Source organism: Mycobacterium sp. 1482292.6 (assembly GCF_001672995.1).
Taxonomy (GTDB): Bacteria; Actinomycetota; Actinomycetes; order Mycobacteriales; family Mycobacteriaceae; genus Mycobacterium; species Mycobacterium europaeum_A.
In genome coordinates this window covers 78,151-96,837 of sequence record NZ_LZKV01000232.1, presented here as the reverse complement: position 1 = coordinate 96,837, position 18,687 = coordinate 78,151, and the positions used below count along the sequence as shown (strand labels likewise).

Sequence of the window (18,687 nt, the reverse complement as noted above, 5' to 3'; positions counted from 1 at the left end):
AACCCGGTGGACAGGCTGCACGCCGGCATCGCCGGTGTGGATAACCGTCAGTTGGTCGCAGCGGCGGCGGAAGTGGCGGAGCTGCTCGACTTGTCGCTCGAGCTGGACTTCTCACTGGAGCTGGAGCCGGACTTTTCGCTGGAGCTCGAGGCGCTCGATCCGGAATCACTCGACGAGGAGCCGTTGGTCGAACTCGGCGACTTCTTGCCGGACTCGCGGCTGTCGGTGCGGTAGAAGCCGCTGCCCTTGAACACCACGCCGACGGAGTTGAAGCGCTTGCGCAGCCGCCCGGAGCAGCGTTTGCAGGTGGTCAGCGCGTCGTCGGTGAAGGCCTGCACGATGTCGAAGCGATCGTCGCACTCGGTGCACTGATAGCTGTAAGTCGGCACGAAAACCTCCGGATGATTGCAAACCTGGTTAGCACTCTAGCGTCTCAAGTGCTAGAACCGCCACGTGACATGTCTCATTCCCGACATGTCAGCGCCCAACGAGCTCGACCAATCCCTGCCGGGGCGTGAGCGCATGGGTCATGGGGACGTCGTGCGGATCGGCCGGTAGCTCGTCGAGCAGTTCGGCGTCGCGGACGACCGCGATCAGCCGCGCCTGCGGGTCGCGCCCGCCCAGCGAGCGGTCGTAGAAACCCCGGCCCCGCCCGAGTCGCACCCCGCGGCGGTCCACCGCCAGCGCCGGGACCAGCACCACCGCGGCTTCGGCCAGGGCCGACGGCGGCAGCCACGGTTGCGGCGGTTCCAGCAATCCCCAGCGCCCGGTGGTCAGCGTGCCGGGCCGGTATTCGCCCCAGGACAACGGTATGGGCGTGTTGTCCGCGGTGGTGCGCGCTACCGGCAGCAGCACCCGCCCGGTGCGCCGCAGCAACGCGTCCAGCATCGCGGCCGAGCCCGGCTCGGTGCCCACCGGAACGTAGGCGCACACGGTGCTGCCGCTGGTCACGATGCTTTCGGAGGCTTCCAGCCGCTCGCACAGGTGCTGGGCCTCGGCGGCGCGAACGTCGTCGGCAACCCGGCGCCGGGCGGCAAGCAGCTGGTCACGCAGTGCGGCTTTGCTGGCGGTCGCCATGGCTCAACGATGACAGCCAGGTGTTTCCCCGCGCCACATCGACTCGGCATAGTGGATGCGGGTTATCGTGTGAACAATGTCAAGCCCAAACGTGGTGGTGCCACGCACTGCGGTCGTGCCCGCCGCCGGTCTCGGGACGCGCTTCTTGCCGGCGACCAAAACGGTCCCCAAGGAGCTGTTGCCGGTCGTCGATACGCCGGGCATCGAGCTGGTTGCCGCCGAGGCGGCCGAGGCCGGTGCCGAGCGCCTGGTGATCATCACCTCGGAGGGCAAGGACGGCGTCGTCGCGCACTTCGTCGAGGACCTCGTGCTGGAGAGCACGCTGGAGGAGCGCGGCAAGACCGCGATGCTGGACAAGGTCCGGCGCGCCCCGCAGCTGATCAAGGTCGAGTCCGTGGTGCAGAGCGAGCCGCTGGGCCTGGGGCACGCGATCGGCTGCGTCGAGTCGCGGTTGGCCGACGACGAGGACGCCGTGGCGGTGCTGCTGCCCGACGACCTGGTGCTGCCCACCGGTGTGCTCGGGACGATGTCGAAGGTGCGGGCGCACTACGGCGGCACGGTGTTGTGTGCCATCGAGGTAACGCCCGAAGAGGTCAGCGCCTACGGGGTTTTCGACGTCGAGCCGATCCCCGACGACGACAACCCGGACGTGCTCAGGGTCAACGGCATGGTCGAGAAGCCGAGGCCGCAAGACGCCCCGTCGCTGTTCGCCGCGGCCGGTCGCTACGTGCTCGACCGGGCCATCTTCGATGCGTTGCGCCGCATCGAGCGTGGGGCGGGCGGCGAGGTACAGCTCACCGACGGCATCGCGTTGCTGATAGCGGAGGGCCATCCGGTGCACGTGGTCGTGCATCGCGGATCTCGACACGACTTGGGAAATCCTGGCGGCTACCTCAAGGCTGCGGTTGACTTTGCATTGGATCGTGATGACTACGGCCCGGATCTGCGGCAGTGGTTGGTGGCGCGATTGGGCCTGGCCGAGCAGTAGCCCGGCGGTGACCCGGCTGGCGGACGACGGCGGACCGGTGAACGCGTAGCGGTCCCGGGCGGGGATGACCCGCCCGCGCAATGAGCGGGTCGCCTACGGCGGCGCCCGCCGGGTTGAGGGCAGAGAGGCGCGCTGTGCGTTCGGTGGAAGAGCAGCAGGCCCGGATCACCGCGGCCGCGGTGGCCCCGCGACCGATACGTGTGGCGATCGCCGAGGCGCAGGGACTGATGTGCGCCGAGGAAGTGGTGACCGAGCGCCCGATGCCCGGCTTCGATCAGGCCGCGATCGACGGCTATGCGGTGCGCAGCGTGGACGTCCTCGGCGTGGGCGAGGTGGGCAGCGACAGCCTTCCCGAGCCGTTCGACGACTCCGGCGAGAACGACCGGCGCGAGGGCCTGGTGCTGCCGGTGATGGGCACGGTCGAGGCCGGCTCGCGTACCCCCAGCCGGCTGCAGCCGCGCCAGGCCGTGCGCGTGCAAACCGGGGCCCCGCTGCCCACGTTGGCCGACGCGGTGCTGCCGTTGCGATGGACCGACGGCGGGACGCAGCGGGTGCGGATCCTGCGGGGCGCCCCGTCGGGCGCCTACGTGCGCCGCGCCGGCGACGACGTCCAGCCCGGCGACGTCGCGGTGCGCTCCGGGACGGTCATCGGTGCGGCGCAGGTCGGGCTGCTGGCCGCGGTCGGCCGCGAACGGGTGCTGGTCCACCCGCGGCCGCGGGTGACGATCATGGCGCTGGGTGGCGAGCTGGTCGACATCTCGCGCACCCCGGGCAACGGGCAGGTCTATGACGTCAACTCCTATGCGCTGGCGGCTGCGGCCCGCGACGCCGGTGCGGAGGTCAACCGCGTCGGCATCGTCGGCGGCGGCCCCCGCGAGCTCCGCGAGATCGTCGAGGGCCAGATCAATCGCGCCGAGGTGATCGTGATCGCCGGCGCGGTCGGGGGCGCCGCGGCCGAGGCGGTGCGGCGGGTGCTGTCCGAGCTCGGCGAGATCGAGGTCGTGCGGGTGGCCATGCATCCGGGCTCCATCCAGGGTTTCGGGCAGCTGGGCCGGGAGGGCGTCCCGACGTTCCTGTTGCCGGCCAACCCGGTGAGCGCGCTGGTGGTGTTCGAGGTGATGGTCCGTCCGCTGATCCGGCTGTCGCTGGGCAAGCGTCAGCCGATGCGCCGGATCGTGCAGGCGCGCACGCTGTCGCCCATTACGTCGGTGGCCGGGCGCAAGGGTTTCCTGCGCGGGCAGCTGATGCGCGACCAGGAGAGCGGGGAGTATCTGGTGCAGGCGCTCGGCGGCGCGCCCGGCGCCTCGTCGCACCTGCTTGCCACCCTCGCCGAAGCGAACTGTCTGGTGGTGGTGCCCAGCGGCGCCGAGCAGATTCGTACCGGCGAGATCGTCGACGTCGCCTTCCTGGCCCAGCGCGGCTGAGCGAAACGACTGCACGCACGGTGAACCTGTTGCGCTCCAATTCCCGCCATCCAGGATGGCCCATGAGCGTTGGGCCGCTTCGGGTTCCGGCCGGCGTCGTCCGGTTGCGGGCGGTGCGGCTGCGCGACGGCGCGCAGTGGAGCCGCATCCGGCTGACCGATCGTGCGCACCTGGAACCGTGGGAGCCCAGCTCCGAGGGCGACTGGACGGCCCGGCACGCGGTGGCCGCCTGGCCGGCGCTGTGTTCCGGGCTGCGCGCCGAGGCGCGGCAGGGCCGCATGCTGCCCTACGTCATCGAACTCGACGGCCGGTTCTGCGGCCAGCTGACCATCGGCAACGTCACCCACGGCGCGTTGCGGTCGGCGTGGATCGGCTACTGGGTGCCGCGGTCGGCCACCGGAGGCGGCGTGGCCACCGCGGCGCTGGCGCTGGGCCTCGACCACTGCTTCGGCCCGGTCATGCTGCATCGGGTGGAGGCCACCGTGCGTCCGGAAAACGCCGCCAGCCGGGCCGTGCTGGCAAAAGTGGGATTCCGCCAGGAGGGCCTGTTGCAGCGCTATCTGGAGGTCGACAAGGCGTGGCGTGATCACCTGCTGATGGCCATCACCGTCGAAGAGGTCAGCGGATCGGTGGCCTCGACGCTGGTCCGCGCCGGAAACGCCAGCTGGGTGTGACCGGCTCTCGCTAGGTCATCCGGCTTTCGTCGTCCGCTTTCGCGGCGGCTCGCCGGGAGTCCGAATCGTTGCCATTCTGGGACTAGCGCGACACGAGTGACTCATGGTGCTTGTGAGAGGCAAATTACAGGTGTGTAATTGTCCTGGTCGTACGACCGGGCCGCGTTGGCCACCAGTGGCTTCGCGGGGGATGGACACCGAAGAGAGCAGGTCATCATGCCAAGCATCCCGCAGTCATTGTTGTGGATATCGCTCGTGGTGCTATGGCTGTTTGTCTTGGTGCCGATGCTCGTCAGCAAACGCGACGCGGTGCGGCGCACCAGCGACGTGGCCCTGGCGACCCGGGTGCTCAACGGCGGGGGCAACTCCCGGCTGGTCAAGCGCAGCGGCCCGGCCGCCGGTCACCGCAGCGATCCGAACTGGACGCCGCCGCAAGACTCGACCGACCTCGACGACGAACACGACCTCGCCGACGATGACGACCACGAATCCGACGACGACCCCGAGACCGACGAGCTGAGCCGCCGGCGCCCGGTGGTGATGAGAATGGCCGTCGCCGAGGCAGGCGAGCCCTCCGAGCCCGACTACCTCGACGTCGACGTCGTCGAGGATTCCCACGTCCTTCCGGTAGGGGCCAGCGAGTCTGCCGGCGAGGCGGAGATCGCCGACACCGAGCCCGTCGAAGACGGCGAGGTCGACACCGAGGCCGTCGCCAAAACCGACGATGCCGACGAGGACGGCTACGAGTACGTCGAGGACTCGTCCGGCCTGGAGCCCGCCGCCGAGAGCGACGAGCCCGACGACTCCGACGCGCCGGCACCGCTGCCGCGCAACGCCTCGCGGCGGCGCCGGTTCGACAACAAGACCGCCGCCGCCGTCAGCGCCCGCAAGTACGCCTTCCGCAAGAAGGTCCTGATGGTGATGGCGGTCGTCCTGGTCGGCTCGGCCACCGCGGCCTTCAAGATCTCGCCGAGCGCCTGGTGGTTGTGCGGCACCGCCACCGCGATCACCCTGCTGTACCTGGGGTACCTGCGGCGCCAGACGCGCATCGAGGAGAAGGTGCGCCACCGGAGGATGAAGCGGATGGCGCGGGCGCGGCTCGGCGTGGAGAACGCTTACGACCGCGGCTACGACGTCGTCCCGTCGCGGCTGCGGCGCCCGGGCGCGGTGGTTCTGGAGATCGACGACGAGGACCCCGTGTTCGAGCACCTGGACTACGCGATGGCCATGCGGACCTTCGGTTGGCCCAGGGACTTGCCGCGCGCCGTCGGCGAGTAGTGCTGGCAGTTCGGTAGTTGGTGCCGCGACTGGTAGCCTGCTTAGCGATCAGGGGCTATGGCGCAGTTGGTAGCGCGACTCGTTCGCATCGAGTAGGTCAGGGGTTCGATTCCCCTTAGCTCCACAACGTTTGGCCAGGTAACGGCTTGAGTGCTGTTAGCCGGCATCGCGGCTGGAACGTGCCGCCGGTAGCGGTCTCGGCACACCAGAAATGTGAGGGGTTGCAGCGGCTAGCCGACGCGGCGACGAAGCTCATCTTCCGCCGAGTGGTCGCCGGAACCAATGGCTTAGCCAAGTTCTTCGAGCAGTTTGACCATTGCCTTCTGGGCATCTTTGGTGGTTAGCGGAGGCGTGGCGAACATTTCGGCGAGCATCATCGCTACCGGTGTTGTCCACAGCAGCATGCCTAAAGCGATGGCATGTTCATGGTCGGCCACGGTGTTCAGACGGGCGACCAACGCCGCCAGGGCCGCACCGAGACGTTGCATCTGTTGTCCACCAAGACTGCCGCGCAGGTCCTTGGCCGCAATGAGGATCTCCAAGCCTGCCATGGCCTTTGGGTTGGCGAATGCGTCCCACGTTGCCCGCACCAAGTGTTCGGTGTCCATTACCCGGTCAGGATCGGCCAGCACCTCAAGTGAGGCGACGAGGCGGTCAACGGCATCTTCTATGACCGCTGTCAACAGGCCGTCGCGATCCCCGAAGTGATGCTGAATGACGCCCCAACTCACGCCGGCGCGTTCAATGATGTGCCGAGCACTAGCTGCGGAAAAGCCTTCTTCGCGAACGCAGCGAACCGTCTCGTCGATCAGCAGTTCTCGGGTCCGGTCGCCGCGCTGTTGTCGACCAGCGACCGGGCGACGCGGAGCGGTGCGTCTGCTCGCCGTCACAGCCGCAATCCGCCCTGCTCACCGGGTTGCTTCATCAAAATTAGCTTAAGGCACTCGTCGAAGTTCCCGGGTCGTCAGCACAGCGGGTGCTCGCTCTCGCGTTTACCGCTTAGCGACCCTTGCTACAAAAACATGGCGCGTGCCATGCTTTTGGCATGCAGCTAACCGTTCCCGCTGAAAGCCAACTCCATGACTGAGACAATCAGTGCCGACGACCGGCAGGTTTCCTCGGCGAAGCCCGGACTCTCGTCACTGCAAAAGTCGCTGTTTGGCGTTCTTGCGTTCTTCTTCGTCATCCACGTTGTGTTCTGGTACCTCGAATTTCATGCCGGGGTTTCCCACGTCGTCGCGTCGACCACGCTGGTCGCCTTCGTCGTGGGCTGTTTTGTGACCGCACTCGCGCTGCCGTGGCTACCGCTTCCCGGCCAACGTGACCGCACCAAGGCGGAACGGCTCAGTGCAATGGTCATCGTCTGGGTCTTTATTGCCCTGATCCCACGATTCATCTGGGAACTACCGTGGCTTTTGTTCTTCGACCAGATCAAGACCGGCGTCCACCACGGCGCGCTCTGGACGTACATGTGGTCGCCCATCCTGCTCGGCGGCGACGCCCGCTACCTCAACGGCGACCCGCTCATCGTCGTCCTTGAGTGGGTCGCCTTCTTCATCGGACTCTTCGAGGCGTATGCGATGGTCCAGTTCTTCCGCAACGGCAAGCGGTTTACCAACACCCAACTCTCTTTCATCATGGGCGGGATGATCGTCGAGGTGACGCTGCCAGCGGTCTACTTCGGGGTAGAGATAGCCAACAACCTGCAAAGCATGACCAGCCCAGTCGAGATGTGGATCAAGTTCGTCGTCCTGAACCTGTTGTGGTGCACCATGCCATTCGTCACCTATTTCTGGGGGGTTCGTAGGCTGGCGCACCAAAACCTCGCGGTGAAGTTCTAACCGTCGTCACCGCTTCAGCCGTTGACTCAGGTCGGTGAACCGTAAAGACCGATTTGATATCGAATCCTTCACGTCACTTCTACTAGCAAAGTCCACAAATTTAACATCACGCGATGCAGGAATTGTCGGGAAATGTGCGCCTCCCGCGATCACGCACCATGCACCGGCGCGACGTATTCCGTTACGCCATCGCCATGTCTGTGCTGCCAGGGCTATATGCGGCATCGGCAAATGTCAGCGTTCCTGCGACGGCTGCCGCCACTCCCAGATTGATCGACTTCGCCATGCGCCAAGTTCCAGCGGAGCAGATTCGAGCTGCCGGCTACTCCGGTGTCATCAATTACGTGTCGCTATCGCGTCCCGGCTCGTCCATGGGCGCCAAACCGATCACCCGGCGTTACGCCGAGCAGCTGACCGCTGCCGGGCTGATGATCGTCAGCAATTACCAGTACGGCAAGCCGGGCGGGACGGCGCCATCGGACTTCAGGCGCGGGTTCGAGGGCGGCGTCTCCGATGCGCGCACCGCCTGGGCGCTGCATTCCGCGGCTGGCGGCGGTCAGAGTGCCCCGATTTTCTTCAGCGTCGACGAGGACATAAACCGCGACACCTGGACCAATTTGGCGCTCAAATGGTTTCGCGGAATCAATTCGGTGTTGGGAGTACAGCGCACCGGAGTCTATGGCGGTAGCGATGTCTGCAAATGGGCCGCCGACGACGGCGTCATCGGAAATTCACGGACCCCCGGCCACCGGTGGGCGTGGCAAACGCGGTCCTGGTCCCACGGGCGCATCGAGCCCACCGCGGTTCTCTACCAACGCGTGGTGAGCACGGCGTCGAATCCGGGCCCGGTGGTGGGGGGACTCGAAGTGGACGTCAACGACGTCCTCGCCGAGGATTGCGGTCAGTGGAACCTGCATCCCTGAGCCTGGGGCCAATCGCCCTGAGGTGACCAACGCTATGGGGCTAAGGGGAATCGAACCCCTGACCTACTTGATGCGAACGAGTCAACATGGGTGTTTGTAATCGCCTACCGTTCTGGCGGAGCGTGAACGTCGGAGCTAATGCGGTTGGGCGCGTTGATAGATGGCGAGGGCTGTCGGAGCTACTGCGACGGACTACGGACGCAAAGTTCTCCAGAGCAAGAGTGGGCGCTGGGTTGTATAAGGCGGCGAGTAAACACGACAGGGGCCACCCCCACCCCCTCGTTTCCCTGCCGGACCGCACCGTCAAGCGGGCTTCCTGTCGGTTCAGCGTTCGAGGTGGTTCGCTCCGCTGACCCAAAGAAGGGCGGGCCGCCTTCGCCGCCAGACGTGAACCGCGATTCACGGGCCGGTAACTAGCGCTCAACGGCGGCATGCGCGCGCACCGACGGCGCGATCCAGTCCGTCAAAAAGCGTCGTAGCTCCGGTCCGGTGCGCGTCGGCCGGCCGGGATCCACGATCAATGACTGCAGCATCCGCAGCATGACCTCGACCAGTTCGTCGAGCCTGTGGTCGGCGAATCCCGCTGCGGCCCAATCGACATCGAATCGCCGCAGGATCGTCCGGCCGAACGAAATGGCCTGATCCGAGGTGACCCCCGCGGTGAACGCGCTGGCCTTGCCGGGTTGGAATACCAAACTCAGGTACTTGTCATGCGCGAGTTGCTCGAACGTGTAGGCGATGCCCTCGACCACCGCTTCGGTGGGATCGGTGATCGAACCCAGGTGCGCCGCAAGGCGATCCAGGAACCCGTCGACGGAGGCTAGGGCCGTGGCGCCCATCAGTGCCTCATGGGTGGGGAAGTACCGGTAGATCGTCTGCCGCGTCACGCCGAGCGTCGAGGCGACCTCGGAAACGCTCACGGTCCCGCGCGCGTCGATGGCCGCCCGCGTCGCCGTCAGGATGCGCGCGACGGCCTCGTCGTCGTCCGCCGGGATGTCACCCGACCAGCCATGCCGGCGCATTGCGTGATCGTCGCACACGCCGGCCCCGCGCCTTGACAATACAAACGATAGTGATTGTATGGTCCGAAGTGTTGGACCGAAGGAGGCCAGGGTGACGACGATCGACCGACCGGTGCCCGGCACCGACGCGACGCTGACGCGGCGCGGCCTGCGTCATGCCCTGGACAAGACGACCGACCTGGCCGAGCACGAACTGCGGGTGCCGCTGCACTACTACCGCGATCCCAAGATCACCGAGATCGAGGAATCGCAGATTCTGCGCCGGGTACCGCTGGCCATCGTCCCGTCGGCGCAGGTGCCGAACAAAAACGACTACGTGGTGCGCTCGGTGCTGGGGGATTCGCTGCTGGTCACCCGCGATCGCACCGGCGCCAGCCACGTGTTGCTCAACTACTGCCGGCACCGCGGCGCGATGCCGGCCTGCGGCTCGGGCAACGCCTCGCGGTTCGTCTGCCCGTATCACGCCTGGACCTACCGCAACACCGGCGAATTATTCACCGTCCCGGGCAAGGCCGGCTTCGACTCGATGGACACCAAGGACTACGGCCTGGTGGAGCTGCCCTCCGAGGAGCGGTACGGCTTCATCTGGGCGGTGCTGACCGCCGACGCGACCATCGACCTCGACGCACACCTGGGCGAGTTCGGTGCCGAACTGGAGCTGTGGAACTACGCGGCCTACGGCTATCACACCCAGCGCGAATTCACCTCCGACGTGTCCTGGAAGGGCGCCCTGGAGGCGTTCGCCGAGGGCTACCACTTCCCGTACGTGCACGGCGAGAGCCTCATCGGGCAGAACACCCTGGCCAACACGATGGTCTACGACGAGTTCGGCAAGCATCACCGGATCGGCTTCCCGTTCACCTGGATCACCAACGCCGACACCGATTCCACGGCGTCGCTGGACCCGGTGGCGAACATGGGAGTGATCTATTGGGTGTATCCGAACCTCATCCTGGCCAACAGCCCGGTGGGCGTGGAGATCATCGACATGTTGCCCGCCGGTGAGCCGACCCGCTGCACGGTCCGCCACAGTTGGATGGGCCGCATCCCGGCCACCAACGACGAGATGAGGGCCGCGTACGACGCGGTCTTCGAGGGCGTCCATGCGGCCGTGCGCGACGAGGACTTCGCGATGCTGCCGCAATGCGGCGAGGGCGTCCGGCACGGCCAGCACGACCACATGATCATCGGGCGCAACGAAATCGCCGTACAACACATGATCAGGGTGTTCGCCCAGGAACTGGGCGTGGCGCTGAGCTGACATATTCGGGCTTTCGGCGTAGTCGCAGGCCGGGGCGGGTACTGATCCTCTGACCCCACGATGGAGAGGATCTGATGGCGCATCGCGACCGCGATTCCACCGACGAGTTGTTGCAAGAGCTGTTGTTGACCTATGGGCCGTGCGGGCAGGAGGACGCCGTCCGCGAAGTCATCGCCCGCGAACTGCAACCGGTGGTCGACGACATGTGGACCGACGACGCCGGCAATCTGATCGGATACGTCGCCGCCGATCCGTCCGCCGGCGACAGTGGGGCACCCAACCACCGCCACCGCACCGAGGCCATCCCCGGTACCGCGACACGGGTAATGGCGCACATGGACGAACTGTCCATGATCGTCAAGCGCGTAGAACCCGACGGCACACTGCATTTGACGCAGCTGGGCACCATGTACCCGGGAAACTTCGGACTGGGCCCGGTCTCCGTCCTCGGCGACAACGAAACCCTCACGGCCGTACTGACTCTCGGCTCCGAGCACACCACCCAGGAAAGCTCGCGGATCTGGGAGACCAAGCCCGATCAGGGCGACCGCGCGCTGGACTGGGATCACGTCTACGTTTTCACCGGCCGCACCGCCGACGAGCTGACTGCCGCCGGGGTGCACCCAGGCACCCGAGTCTGCATGGACCGCAGCAAGAGATCGATGGTCGAGATCGGCGACTACGTCGGCGCCTATTTCCTCGACGACCGCGCCGCGGTGACCGCGCTGCTGAAGGCCGCGCGGCTGCTGCGCGAGCGCCAACAACGGCCCGCCGACGACGTCTACCTGGTGTTCACCACCAACGAAGAGATCGGCGGGGTGGGCGGCACCTACGCCAGCGCCACCCTGCCCGGCGACCTCACCCTCGCGCTGGAGGTCGGCCCCACCGAACGCGAATACACCACCAGCGTGACGGGCGGCCCGATCATCGGCTACAGCGACGCGCTGTGCGTGTACGACAAGAGCGTCGCCGACCGGCTTCTGAAAATTGCCACCGACCGCGAACTGTCACCGCAGGCCGCCGCGCTGGGCGCCTTCGAATCCGACGCCTCGCACTCGAAGGCCAGCGGGCTGACCGCGCGCGCCGGCCTGCTGTGCCTGCCCACGCTGAGCACCCACGGCTATGAAGTCATCGCCCGCCGCGCGATCGACGACATCGCCGCGATCGTCGTCGATTTCGTGCTGGAGCCCAGTCGGAAGAAGTCCTGAAAACCCGCCGATCGCGCTGGTCAGCCTGTTAGGCTGGCGACGCTTCACTGTCCCCGGATGATGGGATTAGCACGTGGCGGGCGTGGCCTCTCGGAAATCGCTATCCGGTTGGTTGAGTGAACCAATCGAAGGCCAATCCCCGTGACGCGTCCCCGAATTCGCGCACGAGCGCCGCTGCGGATCTCGTTCGCCGGGGGCGGCACCGACGTGCCGCCGTTCCCGACGACCGAAGGCGGCTGCGTCCTTTCGGCGACCATCGACCGCTACGCCCAGGGATCGCTGGTGCCCCGCACCGACCGCCGGGTCAGCATCGAATCGGTGGACTTCAAGACCACCCACGAGATGACGCTCGACAGCGAAATCCTCTACGACGGCAGCCTCGATCTGATCAAGGCCGCGGTGCGCAGATTCGGCCGCGACGGCACGGACGGCTACGACCTGGTGCTGCGTTCCAGCGCACCCCCCGGCTCCGGGCTGGGTTCGTCGTCGACGATGATGGTCGCCCTGACCGGCCTGCTGGCCGAGCATTACCGGGTCCCGATGGGCGAGTACGAGACCGCCCAACTGGCGTGTGCCATCGAGCGTGAAGACCTGGGCATCGCGGGCGGCATGCAGGACATGTACGCCGCGACGTTCGGCGGATTCAACTTCATCGAGTTCACCGACCGCGTGATCGTGAATCCCCTGCGGATCCGGGACGAGACCGCCTTCGAGCTCGAACTGAGCCTGCTGCTGTGCTACACCGGCATCACCCGTGACTCCGCGCGGGTGATCGAGGACCAAACCCGGCGCGCCACAACGGGTTCGGATGACACCCTGGCCGGCCTTCGGGCCCAGAAGGACCTGGCGGTGGCGATGAAGGCGGCGCTGCTGACCGGAAAGCTCAACGATTTCGGTGCTCTGCTCGGCGAAGCCTGGACCCACAAGAAACGGATGTCGCCCTACATCACCAACGAGCGCATCGACGACCTCTACGATCTCGCGCTCAAGAACGGCGCGCTGGGCGGCAAGCTCACCGGCGCCGGCGGCGGGGGATACATTTTGCTGTTCTGCGACTTCGCCAAGAAACACCGTCTCATCGAGGCCCTCGAGGGTGCCGGGGCCACCGTCACCGAATTCGCCTTTGAGAGCAAGGGATTGACAACATGGTCGGCATGACCGGGCCGGACGTCGTGTCACCGAGCGTCGAGCTGGTCCAGCGGCGGCTGGCCGAGACCATCGCGGTCAAGCAACAAATGCAGCAGGGCGACTTCGCCGCACGGACCGTCGAAGTGGCGCGGGTGATCATCGCCTCGCTGCGCGCCGGCGGCAAGGTGATCTTCTTCGGCAACGGCGGCTCTGCGCAAGATGCCGGACACCTGGCGGCGGAACTCATGGGCCGCTTCGCTTTTGACCGCCCCGGACTCGCGGCGATCAGCCTTCCCGACGCCACCGCGGCCATGACGGCGATCGGCAACGACTACTCCTATGACGAGGTGTTCGCCCGCCAGGTCCTGGCCGCCGGGCGTCCCGGCGACGTGGTGGTCGGCCTGACGACATCGGGCAACTCGCCCAACGTCGTTCGTGCGCTCGAGGTCGCCGGCCAGGCGGGGATGACGACCGTCACGCTCACCGGCGCCCTCGGCGGCAAGGCGGCCGACGTCGCCGAGATCTGCATCCGGGTGCCCAGTCACGACACCGGGCGAATCCAGGAAGCATGCCTGCACCTGGGCCACTCCATCTGCGAAATGGTCGAGGCGGCATTGTTTCCCAGGCCCTCCTGACTTCGACGATGGCCGCACCCGATCTGAGCAACGTGCGCACCGTCTTTCTGGACCGGGACGGCACCATCAATGTCAAGGCCGCCGACGGCGAGTACATCCGATCGCCGGACGAGTTGGTGCTGCTGCCGGGCGCGGCCAAGGCGGTGGCCGCCCTGAACGCCGCCGGTCTGCGGACGGTGCTGGTGACCAACCAGCGGTGGCTCTCGGAAACGCCCGCCGAGCCAGGGTGTTTCACGACCATCCAGCAGCGGCTGCACCAACTGCTGGCGAACGACGGCGCCCGGCTCGATGCCGTCTACCACTGTCCGCACGCGGCGAACAGCTGTGAGTGCCGCAAGCCCCTCGCCGGGATGTTGGTGCGCGCGGCGCAAGAGCACGGCTTCGAGCTGGCCGAGTCGGTCATGATCGGCGACTGCGACACCGACATGATGGCGGGCCGGACGGCGGGAACGGCGACCATCCTGCTGCGCACGGGTGGCCACCGGACCGTCGATGCGGACTTCGTGGTCGACGACCTGGCCGGCGCGGTGCAACTGGTCTTGAGCGCCCGAGCGTCGCTTTAGGTCGGTTCAAGAACACGCCGCGCATCCTTGCCGCCGCCGCCACCGGCTCATAACCTGGGCAACATCCGACCGCAGCCGGGTTCCTCGGGCCGGCGCGGTAGACGACGGCAAGCAGGCGGGCAGGTCATGGCATCACCGCGACGCACCCAGTGGTGTCGCGGTGCTGCGGGCGGCGGTCCGTAGCGGTGGCCGGACTGACCGGCGCCCGGGTGGACGAGCTGGCGACGATGGACATCTTCCAGGGATGTCCCGCCGAAGACCTCGCCCCGCTGGCGGGCCGCCTGCAGCCCCTGCGCGCCGCGCCCGGCCAGGTGCTGATGCGCCAGGGCGAGCAGGCCGTCTCCTTTTTGCTGATCTCCTCGGGTACCGCCGAGATCAAACACGTCGGCGACGACGGTGTCGTGATCGTCGAGCACGCGTCCCCGGGCATGATCGTCGGCGAGATCGCCCTGCTGCGCGACATCCCCCGCACCGCGACGGTGACCACCGCCGAACCGCTGACCGGTTGGATCGGTGACACCAGAGCCTTCGCCAGCTTGGCGCACATCCCCGGCATCACGCCGCGGCTGCTGCGCACCGTGCGCCAGCGTCTCGCCGCGTTCATCACGCCGATCCCGATCCGCGTTCGGGACGGCACGCTGCTCCTGCTGCGCCCGGTGTTGCCCGGCGACAGCGAGCGCACCGTGCACGGCCACATCTACTTCTCCAGCGACACGCTGTATCGGCGCTTCATGACCCCGCGGCTGCCGACCCCGGCTTTGATGCACTACCTGTCGGAGGTCGACTACGTCGATCACTTCGTGTGGGTAGTCACCGACGGCAGCGACCCGGTGGCCGATGCGCGCTTCGTGCGCGACGCCAACGACCCGACGGTCGCCGAGATCGCCTTCACCGTCGCCGACGCCTACCAGGGCCGCGGCATCGGCACCTATTTGATCAGCGCGCTAGCCATCGCCGCCGACGTGGACGGCATCGAAAGGTTCTCGGCGCGAATGCTTTCCGACAATGGGCCGATGCGCGCGATCATGGATCGCTACGGCGCCGTCTGGCAACGCGAGGACATCGGCGTCATCACCACCGTGATCGACGTTCCCCATCCGCGTCACCTGCCGTTCCGGCGTGACGAGGCCGAGCAGATCAAGCGCGTCGCCCGCCAGGTGATCGAGGCCGTCGGCTAAGACGGCGAAGTGCTTTGAACCGGGCGCCTGTCTCCGGACCATGAGGTGACTTCCAAATCCGCTGGCGCATGCGCTAGCACGTTTGGCAATTCCGACCGGACCCGGCGCTGGCGTGGGGCAGCCGGTATGGCGCTCTGCTGTGCTATCAACTCCTCATGCGGCCGTTCGGGATTGGCCCGGCGGTGACCACAGCGCTCGCGTTGGCCGTCGCCGGGTGCGCTCACCCACCCGCGCCCAAACCGCCGCCCGTTGCGGCGAAATCGCCGCCGAGCACCACCGCGGCCGTCAATCCCGTCAACATCAAACGGGTCGTTCGCGACCTGCCGCCCGGTTACGAGGTGACCACCGGTATCCCCAGCGCGGCCTCCCCGAGGGTGATCTGGAGCCTGGGGGACGATCTGCAGGCCAAGCCGGCCAGGTGCGGGGCGCTAGCCGACCCCGGGAACGGGCGCGACCAATCGGCGCAGGGCGTGTCGGGCTCAGGCAGTGGCGGCATTGTCAACGCGGTGGTGGTGGCTTTGCCGGGACCGGTCGATTTCCCCGACGAGCTGGTCACGGCGTGCGCCCAGTGGTCGGAGACCGCCGGGAACACCGTGGCGCATGTCCACCTCACCGACGCGCCGCACGTCGAAGGCGTCCAAACCGTCGGCATGGTGGCCGACGTCAAGTCATCGGTCGAGTCCGGCACCGAAATAGATTCGCGCATTTATACTTTCACCGCCTACCTGGGCAGCTACTACGCGTTCACCACGCTGACCACCGATCCGGGCTCGGCGCTTCCGGTGCTGCCGCCGCAATTCGCCGCGGACCTGCTCGCCAAAACGGTGTCCACGTTGCGCAGCTGAGCTCTCCGCTTGGGTAGATTGGCCACGATGTCCAAGATGTTGCTCGCGGTTGCGGCCGTCTGCGTTTTGGCCGGCTGCTCACCGCCCACTCACCCGGCGAAGGTCGACATCAACAAGGTCGTCGACGTGAAGTCCAGCTTCGGAGCCGACTATCAGGTCAGCGAAATCAGCGAACGGGGAATAGACCCCAAGCTGCTGGCCGGCCGCAAACTGCCCGACGGGTTGACGTTCGACCCGGCGAACTGCGCGAAAGTGGCGGCCGGGCCGGACATGCCGGCCGATCTGCAGGGCAACATGTCCGCGGTCACCGCCGAGGGCCGCGGCAACCGGTTCGTGGTGATCGCGCTGGAGACCTCAAAAGCGTTGCCCCTCAACGATCCCGGGAAGGACTGCGCCAAGGTGACCTTCGCCGGCCCGCAGCTGCGCGGCGGCGTTCAGGTGGTCGAGGCGCCGCAGATCGCCAGCACCCGCACGCTGGGTGTGCATCGCGTGATGCAGGCGTTGACGCCGGGCGGTCCGCGCACCGGTGAGCTGTACGACTATTCGGCCGCATTCGGCGACTACCAGGTGATCGTCATCGCCAACCCGCTGGTGATTCCGGATCAGCCCGTCGCCCCCGTCGACACCCAACGCGCGCGCGACCTGCTGGTCAAAGCGGTGTCGGCGGTGCGCGCCTAAACCGCTCAGCTTGATGGCGGCGGCCCGCCGCGCCCGGCTCCGCCGCGCTTGCGGCCGCCGCTCAGCGCACGCCGCGCGGCCGGAACTGAATGCTGACCCGCGGACCCACGGCCGCCGTCGTCTTGGGCACGGAGTGCTCCCAGGTGCGCTGGCACGATCCACCCATCACCAGCAGATCGCCGTGCGCCTGCGGCAACCGCAGCGACGGGCCGCCGCCGCGGCGGCGCATCGCGAAGGCGCGGGTGGCGCCCAGGCTCACGATCGCCACCATCGTGTCCTCGGAGCTGCTGCGGCCGATGGTGTCGCCGTGCCAGGCGACGCTGTCCGAGCCGTCGCGATAGCAGCACAACCCCACCGTGGTGAAGGGCTCACCGAGTTCACCGGCGTAGATGTCGTTGAGCCGGCGGCGCAGCCGGGCCAGCTCAGGGTGCGGCGGCTCGTCGACCGCGAGGTCGTGAAAGCTCACCAGCCGCGGCACGTCGACCACCCGGTCGTACATCTGCCGGCGCTCCTCGCGCCACGGCACCGTCGACAGCAAGGCCTCCAGCAGGTCATCGGCGTCGGTGAGCCAGCCGGCACGGATCTCGATGAACGCGCCGTCACCGAGTTCTCGGCGCTCGGTGTGCTGGAACAGGGAGCCTTGGACCGCGATCTCCACGCCACCGAGTTTATCGCACATCCGTTCGATGGCACGGGGCGCGCGCTGCGCGTGTGGCGGGACGGTACGCCCCGGCGCCGCTACGGTTGAGCTGTGGGTGTTGTCGAGCTGGGCACCAATTCCGAGGTCGGCGCGCTGCGCGTGGTCATCCTGCACCGCCCCGGTGCCGAGCTGCTCCGGCTGAACCCGCGCAACGTCGACCAGCTGCTGTTCGATGGCCTGCCGTGGGTCGCTCGCGCGCAAGACGAGCACGACCAGTTCGCGGCGCTGTTGCGGTCCCGCGGCGTCGAGGTGCTGCTGATGTCGGATCTGCTCACCGAGGCGCTCACACACAGCGGAGCCGCGCGGATGCAGGGCGTCGCGGCTGCCGTTGACGCGCGACGGCTCGGACTGCCGTTGGCGCAAGAACTTTCGGCATATCTGCGGGGGCTCGAGCCGGCCCGGCTGGCCCAGGTACTGATGGCCGGGATGACGTTCAACGAGTTACCCGCCGACACCCGGACCGACGTCTCGCTGGTGCTGCGCATGCACCACGGCGGTGACTTCGTCATCGACCCGCTGCCCAATCTGGTGTTCACCCGCGACTCGTCGATCTGGATCGGGCGGCGGGTGGTGATCCCGACGCTGGCGCTGCGCGCCCGCGGGCGCGAGGCGTCGCTGACCGATCTCATCTACGCCCACCATCCGCGGTTCACCGGCGTGCGCCGGGCCTACGAGTCGCGCACCGCCCCCGTCGAGGGTGGTGACGTGCTGCTGCTGGCGCCCGGCGTGGTCGCCGTCGGGGTGGGGGAGCGGACCACCCCCGCCGGCGCGGAAGCCTTGGCCCGCAGCCTGTTTGACGACGACCTGGCGAACACCGTGCTGGCGGTGCCGATCGCGCAGCGGCGTGCCCAGATGCACCTGGACACGGTGTGCACGATGGTCGACACCGACACGGTGGTGATGTACGCCAACATCGTGGACTCGTTGTCGGCGTTCACCATTGCGCGCACGCCCGACGGGGTGGCCATCAGCGACGAAGCCCCGTTCTTGGAGGCGGCGGCCAAGGCGATGGAGATCGACAAGCTGCGGGTCATCGACACGGGGCTGGATCCCGTTGTCGCCGAACGCGAACAGTGGGACGACGGCAACAACACGCTGTCGCTGGCGCCCGGTGTGGTGGTCGCCTACGAGCGCAACGCCCAGACCAATACCCGCTTGCAGGACGCCGGCATCGAGGTGCTGACCATCGCCGGATCGGAACTGGGCACCGGCCGCGGCGGCCCGCGGTGTATGTCCTGCCCGGTCGCCCGCGACCTGTTGTAAG

At 67.4% G+C, this 18,687-nt stretch carries 20 protein-coding genes and 1 tRNA gene; 16 read left to right on the top strand and 5 right to left on the bottom strand.

The genetic code is table 11. The annotated features are described in order from the left end of the window. Positions 1 to 47: 47 nt before the first annotated feature. Positions 48 to 389 carry an FmdB family zinc ribbon protein gene (locus A5624_RS27745; protein WP_082990644.1) on the bottom strand — a complete coding sequence of 114 codons (342 nt, stop codon included), beginning with the start codon at positions 387 to 389 and terminating at the stop codon, positions 48 to 50. 88 nt (positions 390 to 477) lie between these two features. After that, entirely contained in the window at positions 478 to 1,077 is a 600-nt protein-coding gene (locus A5624_RS23740) for a 5-formyltetrahydrofolate cyclo-ligase (RefSeq protein ID WP_066871938.1), read from the bottom strand. 76 nt (positions 1,078 to 1,153) lie between these two features. Here A5624_RS23740 and A5624_RS23735 point away from each other — a divergent pair, with 76 nt between their 5' ends. From A5624_RS23735 to A5624_RS23715, 5 genes are all read left to right on the top strand, one after another. Further along, a complete protein-coding gene (locus A5624_RS23735) occupies positions 1,154 to 2,065 on the top strand; it encodes a UTP--glucose-1-phosphate uridylyltransferase (RefSeq protein ID WP_066871935.1) in 912 nt (303 codons plus the stop codon). Between the two features lie 134 nt (positions 2,066 to 2,199). Beyond that, positions 2,200 to 3,489 (top strand): gephyrin-like molybdotransferase Glp, encoded by a 1,290-nt coding sequence (glp, locus tag A5624_RS23730; protein WP_066871932.1) that lies wholly within the window; start codon positions 2,200 to 2,202, stop codon positions 3,487 to 3,489. Between the two features lie 20 nt (positions 3,490 to 3,509). Continuing rightward, positions 3,510 to 4,163: a GNAT family N-acetyltransferase gene (locus A5624_RS23725; protein ID WP_197498223.1), complete on the top strand. Its 654-nt coding sequence runs from the start codon at positions 3,510 to 3,512 to the stop codon at positions 4,161 to 4,163. A gap of 216 nt (positions 4,164 to 4,379) precedes the next feature. Next, positions 4,380 to 5,441, top strand: coding sequence for a gephyrin-like molybdotransferase receptor GlpR (gene glpR, locus A5624_RS23720; protein ID WP_066871927.1), 1,062 nt, complete (start codon positions 4,380 to 4,382; stop codon positions 5,439 to 5,441). A 51-nt stretch (positions 5,442 to 5,492) separates the two neighbouring features. Continuing rightward, positions 5,493 to 5,565 (top strand) — tRNA-Ala (locus A5624_RS23715). A gap of 163 nt (positions 5,566 to 5,728) precedes the next feature. Here A5624_RS23715 and A5624_RS23710 read toward each other — a convergent pair. Next, complete coding sequence (locus A5624_RS23710; protein ID WP_066871925.1) at positions 5,729 to 6,331, bottom strand: TetR/AcrR family transcriptional regulator; 603 nt, start codon at positions 6,329 to 6,331, stop codon at positions 5,729 to 5,731. Positions 6,332 to 6,520: 189 nt separating this feature from the next. On the opposite strand from A5624_RS23710, the gene A5624_RS23705 reads away from it, so the two are divergent. Together A5624_RS23705 and A5624_RS23700 are read left to right on the top strand one after the other, a co-directional pair. Next, a complete protein-coding gene (locus A5624_RS23705) occupies positions 6,521 to 7,282 on the top strand; it encodes a hypothetical protein (protein WP_066871922.1) in 762 nt (253 codons plus the stop codon). A 113-nt stretch (positions 7,283 to 7,395) separates the two neighbouring features. Continuing rightward, positions 7,396 to 8,205: a DUF1906 domain-containing protein gene (locus A5624_RS23700; protein WP_066871919.1), complete on the top strand. Its 810-nt coding sequence runs from the start codon at positions 7,396 to 7,398 to the stop codon at positions 8,203 to 8,205. A 413-nt stretch (positions 8,206 to 8,618) separates the two neighbouring features. Here the strand turns inward: A5624_RS23700 and A5624_RS23695 are convergent, their stop codons facing one another. Further along, on the bottom strand, positions 8,619 to 9,227 hold the full coding sequence (locus tag A5624_RS23695; protein WP_066872020.1) for a TetR/AcrR family transcriptional regulator: 609 nt from the start codon (positions 9,225 to 9,227) through the stop codon (positions 8,619 to 8,621). A 58-nt stretch (positions 9,228 to 9,285) separates the two neighbouring features. Here A5624_RS23695 and A5624_RS23690 point away from each other — a divergent pair, with 58 nt between their 5' ends. The 8 genes from A5624_RS23690 to A5624_RS23655 all read left to right on the top strand — a co-directional run bounded on the left by A5624_RS23690 (position 9,286) and on the right by A5624_RS23655 (position 16,723). Beyond that, positions 9,286 to 10,488: an aromatic ring-hydroxylating dioxygenase subunit alpha gene (locus tag A5624_RS23690; protein WP_066871916.1), complete on the top strand. Its 1,203-nt coding sequence runs from the start codon at positions 9,286 to 9,288 to the stop codon at positions 10,486 to 10,488. Positions 10,489 to 10,562: 74 nt separating this feature from the next. Beyond that, positions 10,563 to 11,696 (top strand): M42 family metallopeptidase, encoded by a 1,134-nt coding sequence (locus A5624_RS23685; RefSeq protein WP_066871912.1) that lies wholly within the window; start codon positions 10,563 to 10,565, stop codon positions 11,694 to 11,696. Positions 11,697 to 11,837: 141 nt separating this feature from the next. Beyond that, positions 11,838 to 12,854 carry a GHMP kinase gene (locus tag A5624_RS23680; RefSeq protein ID WP_066871909.1) on the top strand — a complete coding sequence of 339 codons (1,017 nt, stop codon included), beginning with the start codon at positions 11,838 to 11,840 and terminating at the stop codon, positions 12,852 to 12,854. Further along, positions 12,842 to 13,459 (top strand): SIS domain-containing protein, encoded by a 618-nt coding sequence (locus tag A5624_RS23675; protein WP_197519022.1) that lies wholly within the window; start codon positions 12,842 to 12,844, stop codon positions 13,457 to 13,459. The genes A5624_RS23680 and A5624_RS23675 overlap by 13 nt, the downstream gene beginning before the upstream one ends. An 8-nt stretch (positions 13,460 to 13,467) precedes the next feature. Further along, complete coding sequence (locus A5624_RS23670) at positions 13,468 to 14,022, top strand: HAD-IIIA family hydrolase (protein WP_066871907.1); 555 nt, start codon at positions 13,468 to 13,470, stop codon at positions 14,020 to 14,022. A gap of 227 nt (positions 14,023 to 14,249) precedes the next feature. Continuing rightward, positions 14,250 to 15,200: a GNAT family N-acetyltransferase gene (locus A5624_RS23665; protein WP_112710124.1), complete on the top strand. Its 951-nt coding sequence runs from the start codon at positions 14,250 to 14,252 to the stop codon at positions 15,198 to 15,200. 155 nt (positions 15,201 to 15,355) lie between these two features. Next, the gene (locus A5624_RS23660; protein ID WP_066871901.1) at positions 15,356 to 16,045 is read left to right on the top strand and encodes a DUF5642 family protein; all 690 of its coding nucleotides are present in this window, start codon (positions 15,356 to 15,358) and stop codon (positions 16,043 to 16,045) included. Positions 16,046 to 16,072: 27 nt separating this feature from the next. Further along, on the top strand, positions 16,073 to 16,723 hold the full coding sequence (locus tag A5624_RS23655; RefSeq protein WP_066871898.1) for a DUF5642 family protein: 651 nt from the start codon (positions 16,073 to 16,075) through the stop codon (positions 16,721 to 16,723). A 61-nt stretch (positions 16,724 to 16,784) separates the two neighbouring features. Here A5624_RS23655 and A5624_RS23650 read toward each other — a convergent pair whose 3' ends face one another. Further along, complete coding sequence (locus tag A5624_RS23650; RefSeq protein WP_197498220.1) at positions 16,785 to 17,381, bottom strand: alpha-ketoglutarate-dependent dioxygenase AlkB; 597 nt, start codon at positions 17,379 to 17,381, stop codon at positions 16,785 to 16,787. A 93-nt stretch (positions 17,382 to 17,474) separates the two neighbouring features. On the opposite strand from A5624_RS23650, the gene arcA reads away from it, so the two are divergent. Continuing rightward, positions 17,475 to 18,686: an arginine deiminase gene (gene arcA, locus A5624_RS23645; RefSeq protein ID WP_066871891.1), complete on the top strand. Its 1,212-nt coding sequence runs from the start codon at positions 17,475 to 17,477 to the stop codon at positions 18,684 to 18,686. Position 18,687: the final 1 nt, after the last annotated feature.